Raw genomic sequence first — 11,579 nt, 5'->3', positions numbered from 1 at the left:
GAAAGGGCATTCCGTCATGACCGACACCTCCGAAGCGCGCGAGATCCGCGTCACCGAACCGATCGACCAGGCCGGCTTCGACGAACTCTACGAACGTCTCAAGCAGTGGGACACCTGGAGCGACCGTGAACGGGGAGCGTGGAACCGACTCACGCCGGCGCACGCGGCGGCGGCGGCGGCCACCGTGCGCTCCGGCCGCGTGGTGCAGACGACGCTCCCGTGGCCGACGGAGCCGGAGATCGACAACCGGCGTCCGGCGATGCACATGATGCTCGATCTCGGCGACCGTGAGGCTCCCGAGCCGTCGACCAACAAAGACTTCATCGGCATCGAATACCACGGCAAGTCGACGACCCACCTCGACGCGCTCTCGCACATCGCCTACCGCGGTGAGTTGTTCGGCGGCGCGCGCAGCCGCGACGTGGTGAACGCCACCGGCGCGGGCTACGGCTCCGTCGCCAAGCTCGGCTCCTTCGTCGGGCGCGGCGTGCTCATCGACATGCCCGTCGTGAAGGGCGTCTCGTGGCTGGAGCCCGGGGAAGCCGTTTACGAAGACGACCTACGCACGGCGGAGGAGGTGCTCGGCGTTTCGATCGGCGAGGCCGACGCCGTGCTCCTGCGCACAGGCCATAAGGCCCGACGCTCCGCTCTCGGCCCCTGGGACTCCTCGGATCTCAGCGCGGGCTTGCACGCGACGGCCATGCCGCTGCTCGCGGACCGGGGCATCGCCCTGCTCGGCTCCGACGGCGACAGCGACGTGCGTCCCTCGCCGACTCCCGGCATCCACTCGCCCGTGCACATCCTCGCGTTGACCGCGCTCGGGGTGCCGCTGCTGGACAACCTCGACCTCGAAGAGCTCTCGACTGTGGCCGCAGACGAGGGTCGCTACGAGTTCCTCTTCACGGTGGCCCCTCTGCTGGTGCCGGCGGGCACAGGCTCCCCCGTCAATCCGACCGCCGTCTTCTGAAAGGCAGATGCACCATGAGACCCGTAGGAATCAGCCGCGACTTCCTCGACGCGGCAGGCCGTAACGTCTGGGGCGACATCGGCCTGGATGGCTTCGACGAGGCGGGCATCGCCTGGGAGTACCTCCCCGACGACGTGCCGGTCCTGCGCCCGGAAGACATCGACGGGCGACCCGCCGTCCTGTTCGCGGCGCCGGCGGTCGATGCGACCACGTTCAGCGGTGTGACCGAACCGCCGATGGTGCTGGCCCGTTTCGGTGTGGGGTACGACGCCGTCGATCTCGACGCCTGCACGGACGCGGGCGTCGCCGTGACGATCACGCCCGACGGTGCCCGACGCCCGGTCGCGACCGCGGCGCTGGGAATGCTGCTGGGCGGTCTGCTCAACCTGGGCATCAAGGACCGTCTCGTCCGCGAGAAACGCTGGGACGAAAGGACGTCCTGGATGGGACGCGGGCTCACCGGCACGACCGTCGGGGTGGTGGGCTTCGGCGGCACCGGCACGGATCTGGCGCGGCTGCTGGCACCCTTCGAGGTCGAGCTGCTCGCCTACGACCCGTACTGCCCCCTGTCGCGCGCCGAGGAGTTCGGCGCCGAGCTGGTCGGTCTCGAGGACCTCGCCGCTCGATCCGACGCGATCGTCGTGATGGCTGTGCTCACACCCGAGACGCACCACCTCATCGACGCGGATTTCCTCGACCGCGTGAAGCCGACGGCGACCCTCGTGAACGTCGCGCGCGGACCGATCATCGACGAGCCCGCTCTGATCGCCGCCCTTCGGGACGGGCGCCTGCGTGCTGCCGCGCTCGACGTGTTCGAGAACGAGCCCCTCCCGGACGACAGCCCGTTGCGCTCGCTGGACAACGTCCTGCTGTCCCCGCACTGCGTGGGATGGACGGACGAGATGTCGCTCGGCAACGGACGCAGCGCCGTCCGTGCCGTCGTCGGTGCCCTCGCCGGCGAGATTCCCTCCTTCGTCGTCAACCGGCCCGTGCTCGAAACGGCACGATGGCGCGACCTGTCGGCGGTCACCGCATGACGGGTTCGCCCCTGTTCGATCTGACGGGTCGCATCGCGCTGATCACCGGCTCGAGCCGGGGGATCGGCAACATCCTCGCGTATGCGCTCGCCGACGCGGGCGCGACGGTGGTGCTCAACGGCATGGATCCCCTCCGGCTGGAATCGGCGCGCGTGGCGCTGGCACAACGGATCGGCCGCGACGTCCACGCTCGGGGGTTCGATGTCAGCGACGAGGACGACGTGCGTGCGGCGGTCGCCGACATCGAGTCGACGATCGGCCCGATCGACATCCTCGTCAACAACGCGGGTATCCAGCACCGCGAGCCGCTGCTCGAGGTGTCCCGAGCGGACTGGGACCGGGTGATCGCGATCGATCTGACCAGCGCGTTCCTCGTGGGGCGAGAGGTGGCCCGTGCCATGATCGCGCGGGGCCGGGGAAAGATCGTCAACATCGCCTCGGTGCAGACCGATCTCGCGCGCCCGACCATCGGCCCGTACACGGCCGCGAAGGGCGGTCTGAGAAACCTCACCCGTGCGATGACGGCCGAATGGGCATCGGCGGGCCTGCAGATCAACGCCGTGGCGCCGGGCTACATCCACACCGAGATGACCCAGGCGCTCGTCGACGACCCCGACTTCAACGCGTTCATCGTACGCCGCACCCCCGCAGCCCGGTGGGGGACTCCCGCCGACCTGGGCGGCCCGGTGGTCATGCTCAGTTCGCCCGCGTCCGACTTCGTCAACGGGCAGGTGCTGTTCGTCGACGGCGGCATGACCGTCATCGTCTGACCCCGAGAGAGGAAAAGCCATCGTGCAACCCAACCTGGCCGTGATCGCCGACGTGGGAGGAGTTCTCCGCATCCAAGAGGTGCCCGAACCGCGACCCGCTGACAATGAAGCGGTCGTGTCAGTCGCGTTCGGGGGGATCTGCGGCTCCGACTTGCACTACTGGCAGCATGGGGCGGCGGGAGAATCGATCCTGCGGGCGCCGATGGTGCTCGGTCACGAGCTGTCGGGCACCGTGGTCGTGTCTGCTGCGGACGGTTCAGGACCCGCGGCCGGAACGGCCGTCACCGTGCACCCCGCCACGCCGGGTCGCCCCGACTTCCGATACCCGCAGAACAAGCCGAACCTCTCCGGCGGCACCTACCTCGGCAGCGCTGCGCGATTCCCGCACACCGACGGCGGCTTCGCGCGCAGGATCGCTCTGCCGACGAGGATGCTGCGCGATCTGCCGACCGGCTTGTCGTTGGCAGACGCCGCGCTCGCCGAGCCCGCAGCGGTGGCCTGGCACGCCGTGTCGCGCGCCGATCGCTTGAGTGACAAGCGCGTGCTGGTCATCGGCAGTGGTCCCATCGGTGCACTCATCGTCGCCGCGGCCCGACGCGAGGGGGCACGGGAGATCATCGCCGTGGACCTGCACGAACAGCCGCTCGAGATCGCCGCGCGCGTGGGAGCGACGCGAACGCTTCGGGCGACGGATGCCGAGGCCATCGCGCGTGTCGATGCCGACGTGGTGTTCGAGAGCTCGGGCAACCCTCGCGGGCTGGCATCCGCGGTGTCGGCGGCGACCCGCGGCGGACAGGTCGTCATGGTGGGTCTCATTCCCGCGGGCGAGCAACCCGCGCTGCTGGCCACCGCCATCACCCGGGAACTGCGCCTGGTGGGCTCTTTCCGCTTCAACGATGAGATCGACGAGGTGATCACCGCATTGGCCGACCAGTCACTCGCGGTGAGCCCCGTCGTCACCCACACCTTCCCCGTCACCGACGCGGTGCACGCGTTCGAGGTCGCGGCCGACCCCCGTCGATCCGGCAAGGTGCTTCTGGACTTCGCCTGACCGAACCCCTCTCTCGCCGCCGATCTACGGAGCAACGCATGACGTCCACCCCCTCCCCGACCGGTCCGATCCTGAAGTCCATCGCCGCCGTCGCCGAGGGCGAGGCGTGTGTCACGCACGTCGGCCACGACGGCGCGGGCCACTTCCCTCTGGTCGGGCGACCGCACCGAGATCGAAGCAGAGGACACGCACTGACGTAAGGGGGAGTGAGTCCATGGTGTTGCATGGGACGCCGGCAGGTTACGAACGAGGGTGTCGCTCTCGCGGGGGATGCCAGCACCACCGCTCAGCAGAAATCCTCACCTGCGTCGATGCGCACATCGCGCGTCAAGCGGATTTCCGCCTCAGCCGGTTGCCGGCGACGGCGCAGGTGCGGCGAGCCATGCTTACAGCCGCGCCGTCACCTCCGGGAGCCGACTCCGGTCCCGCCTGTGCGCTGCCCGTGCATGGAACGCTCTGGGGATACCGCCGGGGCTGCCGCGGTCATCGGGAGTGCCCGCAGTGGCGGACAGGGCTGCGCACATGCGTCGAAGCGAAACGCCTGTATGCGACCGAGTACGCCAAGAACCGAGGGCGTGGGCACGGGGCGCCGATCGCTCACGGAACAACCGCCGGATACTTCGCCGGATGCCGTGACCGCAGCGCCTGCGCAGGAGACGAAGCGGGGGTGACCTGCCCGGACGCTCGCAACAGTCACAAGCGAGCACTGGCGCGACGAGCGGGAACGCCCCAGCGCGAGATTCCCGTCGACGCGGCGGTCGCCGCGACACGGGTCGCGGCGTGGCGGTCGCAGGGATACTCGTTGCGCAAGATCGCCCAACTCGCCGGAGTCGGTCGATCGACCGTCATGGCCATCGCCGGGGGAACCGACGAGCAGTCGTCACGATCGAGGATCACGGCCGCGACGCTGTCCGCGATCCTCGCCATCGGGATGCCGGACGTCTCGGTTCGCTCTTCACCCACCGACAGCGAAGAGGTGCCAGCAAGTGGATCACGACGCCGCGCCGGATGACATCGCTGCGCGAGAGCAGCGACATGACGAGTTGCTGCAGCAGATCGCGCATCGATTCTGGGTCCAGCGGATGACTCAGCAGCAGATCGGGGAAGAGTTCGCCTTCAGCCGGGTCAGTATCTCCCGCCTGCTCGAGGAAGCACGACGGCGCGGGGTGGTCCGCTTCGATGTCGGTGCCCCCGTCGATCGCGAACGGGGACGGGAACGAGAGCTCCTGGCCGCCCTTCGGGCCAGTGGGCAACGCGCTGCCACCGAGTTGCAGGCCTGCCGCGTGATGCCTGCTCTGCGGCGGGGCGACGCCGCCCATCGGCGGCGTCTGGGGATGCACGCGGCCGCGGTTCTCGCGGGGCACCTCCCCGCCGGTGGAACCCTCGCCATCGCCTCCAGTCGGACGACGGCTCCGCTGGTGCAGGCCGCCCACCTGCTTCCCGATCTGGCGTTCGTCGCCGAACTCCTCGGGTCGAGCGACCGTAGGGCCGGCACGGTGGCCGGTGGCGACGTCTCCAAGAAGGTTGGAGCCGTCCACCGACCCATTCCCGCCCCGTTCATCCGGCGGCTGGAGGAGCGGGACTTCTCCGCCGCAGCTCGATCCCGCATCCGGGCGGCCATCGAGAGCGCGGTCCAGGCCGACGCCGCCCTCTTCGGAGCCGGTTCGATGCGGCGGTTCGACGGGACCGGGGTTCATGCGCCGGTTTCTCGGCAGCTCCTGTCGGAAGCTGCGGCGGCCGGAGCCGTCGGCCACTGCCTCGGTGTCTTTTTCGACCCACGGGGGCGAGAGGTCCCGTCCGTTGTGGACGCCGTGCGCGTCGGCGCGAGCCCGACCGAGCTACGACGCGTCTCACGCCGAGTCCTTCTGGTCTGGACCCCGGAGAAAGCGCCGATCGCACGAGCCGCGGTCGCGTCGGGACTTGTCACCGATCTGGTGACCGACGAGACCACGGCGCGCGCGATCCTGGGTGAGCTCCTCAGCTCGTCAACGGAATGATGACCCACAGGGTCGTCGCGAGAGCACCGCACACGACGCCCATGATCGTCACCGCCACCGTCCACGTCTGCAGCATGACCAGCTCGGAGATCGTGAAGTAGCGCGACAACACCCAGAAACCGGCGTCGTTCACGTGCGAGAGGCAGACGCCGCCGGCGCAGATCGCCACGGTCAGGAGGGCGACGTGGAGGGGGCCGTAGGCCGTGAGATCGATCGATCCCGCCAACAGGGTCGCTACGGTCGTGACCGCTGCCGTCGTGGTTCCGAGGGTGGCGCGCAGCACGAGGGCGAGCAGGAAGCCGAAGATGACGATCGGCATGTTGGCGTTGCTCAGCGCATTCACCAGCGACTGCCCGATGCCGGTCGCCGCGATGATGCCACCGAAGGCGATGCCACCGCCGGTGGACAGCACGATCTCCCCGACCGGCCGCAGCCCCACACGTCCGACCTCGGTCATGCCGCTGACGCGGCGCTGGGCGCGGGAGAGCAGCGTGAAATACGCCACGATCGTCGTGATGATGAGCGCGATCTCGGGGACACCGATGAACCGCAGGGCGTCGGTGACCACGTTGTGCACGCCCGGCAGGAACTGGCTGACCAAGGTCGCAACCAGGATGAGGACCACCGGCAGCAGCAGCACCGTGAGCAGCTTCGCGAGGATGCCGGGGACGACGTCGGTCTGTGCCGCCGTCGCCGTGCGAACCGGCACCGTCAGGTTCGTCGCGGGTCGGCCGCTGGCCGCGCCGCTGACGCTCCCGCTGGACGGAGCGTCGTCGTCGGTGGTCGCCTCGGCGACGAGGACGCCGCGCTGCTCGAGCCGCGTCGCGCGACGGTACGCCCACCAGCACCCGAGGGTGGCACCCGGCAGCATGCACACCATGCCAAGCGCGATCAGCAGCCCGTAGTCCGTGCCGAGGGCGACGGCGACAGCGACCGCCCCCGGGTGCGGCGGGATAATCGCGTGCACGGCGAGAACGGCGACCGCCATCGGCACCGCCATCACGGCGACGTGGCGACCCGCCTGACGCGCGACGGCGATCGCCACCGGCGCGAGGAGGATGACGGCGGTGTCGAAGAAGATCGTGCTGCCGACGAGGAGCCCGGCGAGAGCCATCGCCAGAACCCCGCGTCGGGGGCCCGTGAGCTGAAGCAGCTTTCGGCCGAGGATCTCGCTTCCGCCGGACCGAGCGATGATCTCGCCGATGATGCAGCCCAGGCCGACCAGGATGAGGATGTGGGCGGTGCTCTTGTTCAGGGCGGTCAGGAGCACGGTGAAGATACCCGGCTGCAAGGGGTCGCTGCCTGGGACGTCCACCAGAGGGACCTGGAAGATCAGGCCGAGGACGATGGCGACGACCGACATCGCGATGAACGGATGGATCCGCATCCGGACGATGAGGACGAGTAGCACCACGATGCTCGCCACGATGGCGATAAGGGCTGCGATGAGAGGCACGGACGCTCCTTTGCGTGAGGGATGCCCAGTGAACCCACCGCTGCCCATCTCGCCTAGGGCATGTCACGGTTCCGGGCCGAAGACGAACAGATGACCGCAATCGGGCGCGAATGAGCGACGGACGTCGGCTGCCTCCCCTGCGCGCCTCACCATGGTGATCTCCACAGAGAGGATCAATGATGATTTCCGAGACCGCATCCCCGGCCCCCGCCCTTCATCACGTGTGCATCGTCGTCGCCGACCTCGATGTCGCTCGCGAGTTCTACGTCGATGTGATGGGAGCCGTCGAAGACGTGCGCCCGCGCGATTTCGTCTTCAAGGGCGCGTATTTCTCGATCGGCACCGCCGAGGTGCATGTCGTGCAGGAGGGCCGTGCCGGACACCTCGCAAGCCACGCGCCGAGCTGGAGCACCGACGAACTTCGCACCGGGCTCGTGACTCACTACGCGCTCATGGTCGAAGACGTCCGCGTATACGTCGACCGGCTCCGAGAGCGCGGGATCGAGAGGGTCGGGGGCTACCGTGTGCGCGATGACTATGTGGAGCAGGTGTACATCGCCGACCCCGACGGCAACGTCATCGAGCTCATGCAGCGCCACAGCGAGCACCATGGTCGTCTGCGCCGTCAGGAGATCTGGGACGACGGCACCGCCGTGCCGGTCGCGCCGGGATTCGACCTCGTCGACCCGCGCCAGCGCTACGGCTCGTTCTGAGACGGATATCTCTCGCCGCTGACGTCCACTCGCGCCGGCATCGGGTTCGTGCCGGTGCCTCCAGCGCCCGCCGTTGTCGCAGAGGTGGGCTCGCGACAACGGTGGGGCCCCTCCGACGGGCTGGCGGACGCGCGTCTTCAGCGTGCCGGCGACCCCGTCGAGCCGCGGTCGACCAGCTCGAACGGCAGGGTGCCGAGCCCCGGGGCCGGGTCCGCCCCGTCGAGCTCGGCGAGTGCCGCCTCGGCCGCGCGCCCTCCCTGACCGCGCGCGAACTGATCGACGGTCGTGAGGCCGAACCAGCGGCCGAGCTCGTGTCCGTCGACGCCGATGATCGACACGTCGGCGGGAATCCGCAGGCCGAGCTCGCGCGCGGCGAGGATCGCGCCGATGGCCATCTCGTCGGATGCCGCGAAGATCGCGGTGGGCGGGACTTCGCCGCTCAGCGTGCGGGTCGCGGCTGCGGAACCGCCCTCGATGGTGAAGTCGGCCGGCTCGAACACGGCGTCGGCGCCGATGGCATCCATCGTCTCGGTGAAACCGAGGCGGCGGAGTGCGGGAACCGACGATGCCGCGTTGGTCGTCGTGTCGGCGCCGATGTGGGTGACGCGGCGGTGTCCGAGAGCGATGAGGTGCTCGGTCGCGAGTCGTCCGACGGCCCGGTCGTCGACCGTGAGCGTCGTCAGTAACGGGTTCGGACCGCCGATCGAGACCACCGGCACGCCGAGGGTGCGAAGCAGCGCCGACTCGGCGGCATCCATCTCGATCGCGATGGTGATGACGGCGTCGATGCGCCTGCGGCGGAGGTGGTCCTCGAATACACGGCGACGTTCCGCGGGGTCGGCGCTCACGCTGTAGAGCGTGATGTCGTAGCCCTCGCGCACGAGCGCGTCGGAGATGCCGGCGAGCACGGTGCTGAAGAACCACCGGTCCAGGAACGGCACGACGACACCGACCGCGCGCGCCCGCCCGGTCGCGAGGCTCGACGCCGCCGCCGAGACGACGTACCCGAGTTCCTCGGCGGCAGCGAGCACGCGATCGCGCGTCGCGGTCGACACCGGACCGCGCCCGCTCAACGCGCGCGAGACCGTGGCCGTCGACACTCCCGCCCGGCGGGCGACGTCGTCGATACCGGCCACGGTCTCGCGATTCCGGATGCCGCGGCTTACGCCGCCGCGATCCAGACGGTCGTGTCGGTCGGCAGCACGTTTCCGTCGAGGGGGCCGCTCGCCACGAGGACCTCCCCCGCGGGCAGCTCGACCGGCTCGTCGCCGAGGTTGGCGATGACGGTGAGCGATCCGTTGCGGAACGCCACGACGTCGTCGCCGTACCCGTCGAGCCAGTCGAGAGCGCCGGCGCCGAGGTTGCGTGCGCGACGAGCAGCGAGCAGCGAGCGGTACAGCGACAGGGTCGAGGCGGGGTCGTCGACCTGCACGTCGCGCGCGAGCGCGGCCCACTCCGCGGGCTGGGGGAGCCACGACTCGCCCGTGGTGTTGAAGCCGTAGGCGGGCGCGTCGGCGGTCCACGGGATCGGCACGCGGCAGCCGTCGCGGCCGTAGCGCTCGCCGTTCGTGCGGAACCACGTCGGGTCCTGACGGGCGTCGTCGGGCAGATCGATGACTTCGGGGAGGCCCAGCTCCTCGCCCTGGTACAGGTACGACGAGCCGGGGAGCGCGAGCATGAGCGAGGTCGCGGCGCGGGCGCGCTGCAGGCCCTTCACGGGGTCGGGCTGGCCGGGCGACTTCGGTCCGATACCCGCCCCCTGCGGGTTCTCCGCCGTCAGCGCGAGGCGCGAGGCGTGGCGCACGACGTCGTGGTTCGACAGCACCCAGGTGCTGGGGGCGCCCACGGCGGCGTACTCCTCGAGCGACTCCGAGATCACGTCGCGGAGAGCCGCGGCATCCCAGGTCGTCTCGAGGTAGTGGAAGTTGAACGCCTGGTGCATCTCGTCGGGCCGCACCCACAGCGCGGTCTGCGCGACGGTGGGGAGCCACGCCTCGGCGCACAGAGCGCGGTCGCCGGCGTACTCCGCGAGCACCTCGTGCCACTCGCGCCACACCTCGTGCACGCCGGGCTGACCCCAGTACGGCACCTCTTCGGCGTCGCCGCCCATGGAGCCCGCGTCGGGGTCGGGCGTGAAGTCGGGGAGACCCTCGGCCTTGATGAGGCCGTGCGCGACGTCGACGCGGAAGCCGTCGACCCCGCGGTCGAGCCAGAAGCGCAGGATGTCGCGGAACTCCGCACGCACCTCGGGGTTGGTCCAGTCGAAGTCGGGTTGGCTCTCGTCGAAGATGTGCAGGTACCACTGGCCCGGCGTGCCGTCGGCCTCGGTCACGCGCTTCCACATGCCGCCGCCGAACACGCTCTCCCAGTTGTTCGGGGGCAGCTCCCCGTTCTCACCCTTGCCGTCGCGGAAGATGTACCGCGCCCGCTCCGGGCTGCCGGGCGCGGCCTTCAGAGCCTCCTGGAACCACACGTGCTGATCGCTCGAGTGGTTCGGCACGAGGTCGACGATGACCCGGATGCCGCGCTCGTGGGCGCCCGCGAGCATCGCGTCGAAGTCGTCCAGGGTGCCGAAGATCGGGTCGACGTCGCGGTAGTCGGCGACGTCGTAGCCCGCGTCCTTCTGCGGCGACCGCTGGAAGGGGCTGAGCCAGATGGCATCCACCCCCAGCTGCTTCAGGTCGTCGAGGTGCGCGGTGACGCCGGGCAGGTCGCCGAGGCCGTCGCCCGAGGCGTCGGCGAAGGAGCGCGGGTAGATCTGGTAGATGACGGCGGTGCGCCACCACTCCGAGCCGGGTGCGGACGCGAGTTCGGGGCGCGAGTCCTGCTGCGTGAAAGTCATGCGGTACACCGTACTGCAAGCGCTTACATCGGCGTCAAGCGCACCCCCGCACCCGTTCCCCGCGTGAGTGCCCAAAACACCCGGACGGTTCCGAAATTCGTCCGGGTGTTTTGGACACTCAACGGGGGAAAGCGCGAGGGCGGAGGCGCGAGGGCGCGATTAGGCTGGGGCGGTGCCCGACGCCTCCGCCCTCGCCCGTGCTGAATCGCTGATCACCAGCATCCCCGACTACCCCAAGCCCGGGATCATGTTCCGCGACATCACGCCCCTGCTGACGGATGCCGCGGCCCTGCGCACCGTCGTCGAGGCGCTCGTCGAGCCCTTCGCGGGCCGGTTCGACGCCGTTGCGGGAGTCGAGGCGCGCGGCTTCCTCCTCGCGGGGGCCGCGGCCATCGCCGCGAACGTCGGGCTCATGCCGATCCGCAAGGCCGGGAAGCTGCCCCGGCCCGCCGCGGCGGTCGAGTACGACCTCGAGTACGGCTCGGCGACGATCGAGATGCACGACGACAACGCCGCCGGCGCGCGCGTGCTGCTGCTCGACGACGTGCTCGCCACGGGCGGCACGCTCAGCGCGGGGCGCGAGCTGCTCGAGGCTGTGGGCGGCGAGGTCATCGGCGTCGCGACGCTGCTCGAGATCGACGGCCTCGGCGGCCGCGAGGCTCTCGGCGGCGACGTGCACGCGGTCTTCCACGTCTGACGGGTCTCCCGCCCGCGCGGGCGCGGCGCCCAAGCGCCCCCGTTGAGTG

The 11,579-nt window shown here is 70.0% G+C and carries 11 protein-coding genes; 8 read left to right on the top strand and 3 right to left on the bottom strand.

The annotated features are described in order from the left end of the window. The 6 genes from P2P98_RS02965 to P2P98_RS02940 all read left to right on the top strand — a co-directional run. A partial coding sequence (locus P2P98_RS02965) for a cyclase family protein (RefSeq protein ID WP_345799694.1) occupies window positions 1–967 on the top strand: 967 nt, incomplete at its 5' end. Between the two features lie 14 nt (window positions 968–981). Next, on the top strand, window positions 982–2,004 hold the full coding sequence (locus tag P2P98_RS02960) for an NAD(P)-dependent oxidoreductase (protein WP_275797069.1): 1,023 nt from the start codon (window positions 982–984) through the stop codon (window positions 2,002–2,004). After that, a complete protein-coding gene (locus tag P2P98_RS02955; RefSeq protein WP_275797067.1) occupies window positions 2,001–2,774 on the top strand; it encodes an SDR family oxidoreductase in 774 nt (257 codons plus the stop codon). Before P2P98_RS02960 ends, P2P98_RS02955 begins: the two co-directional genes overlap by 4 nt. 22 nt (window positions 2,775–2,796) lie before the next feature. Next, the gene (locus tag P2P98_RS02950) at window positions 2,797–3,825 is read left to right on the top strand and encodes a zinc-binding dehydrogenase (RefSeq protein ID WP_275797065.1); all 1,029 of its coding nucleotides are present in this window, start codon (window positions 2,797–2,799) and stop codon (window positions 3,823–3,825) included. A 667-nt stretch (window positions 3,826–4,492) separates the two neighbouring features. Further along, complete coding sequence (locus tag P2P98_RS02945) at window positions 4,493–4,837, top strand: hypothetical protein (RefSeq protein ID WP_275797063.1); 345 nt, start codon at window positions 4,493–4,495, stop codon at window positions 4,835–4,837. Continuing rightward, the gene (locus P2P98_RS02940; RefSeq protein ID WP_275797061.1) at window positions 4,812–5,822 is read left to right on the top strand and encodes a sugar-binding domain-containing protein; all 1,011 of its coding nucleotides are present in this window, start codon (window positions 4,812–4,814) and stop codon (window positions 5,820–5,822) included. The genes P2P98_RS02945 and P2P98_RS02940 overlap by 26 nt, the downstream gene beginning before the upstream one ends. Here P2P98_RS02940 and P2P98_RS02935 read toward each other — a convergent pair. Beyond that, on the bottom strand, window positions 5,803–7,278 hold the full coding sequence (locus P2P98_RS02935) for an SLC13 family permease (RefSeq protein WP_275797059.1): 1,476 nt from the start codon (window positions 7,276–7,278) through the stop codon (window positions 5,803–5,805). The genes P2P98_RS02940 and P2P98_RS02935 overlap by 20 nt on opposite strands. Window positions 7,279–7,457: 179 nt before the next feature. Between P2P98_RS02935 and P2P98_RS02930 the strand changes: the two genes are divergently transcribed. Beyond that, a complete protein-coding gene (locus P2P98_RS02930; protein WP_275797057.1) occupies window positions 7,458–7,991 on the top strand; it encodes a VOC family protein in 534 nt (177 codons plus the stop codon). A 137-nt stretch (window positions 7,992–8,128) separates the two neighbouring features. On the opposite strand, the gene P2P98_RS02925 is transcribed toward P2P98_RS02930, so the two are convergent. Continuing rightward, a complete protein-coding gene (locus tag P2P98_RS02925; protein WP_275797055.1) occupies window positions 8,129–9,127 on the bottom strand; it encodes a LacI family DNA-binding transcriptional regulator in 999 nt (332 codons plus the stop codon). Between the two features lie 26 nt (window positions 9,128–9,153). Next, entirely contained in the window at window positions 9,154–10,833 is a 1,680-nt protein-coding gene (locus P2P98_RS02920) for a glycoside hydrolase family 13 protein (protein WP_275797053.1), read from the bottom strand. Window positions 10,834–11,005: 172 nt separating this feature from the next. On the opposite strand from P2P98_RS02920, the gene P2P98_RS02915 reads away from it, so the two are divergent. Next, window positions 11,006–11,530: an adenine phosphoribosyltransferase gene (locus P2P98_RS02915; protein WP_275797051.1), complete on the top strand. Its 525-nt coding sequence runs from the start codon at window positions 11,006–11,008 to the stop codon at window positions 11,528–11,530. Window positions 11,531–11,579: the final 49 nt, after the last annotated feature.

This window comes from Microbacterium sp. Kw_RZR3 (assembly GCF_029222405.1).
In the GTDB taxonomy this organism is placed as follows: Bacteria; Actinomycetota; Actinomycetes; order Actinomycetales; family Microbacteriaceae; genus Microbacterium.
Note: the sequence above shows the minus strand (reverse complement) of the source record. Positions and strands in the feature narration are given on the sequence as shown.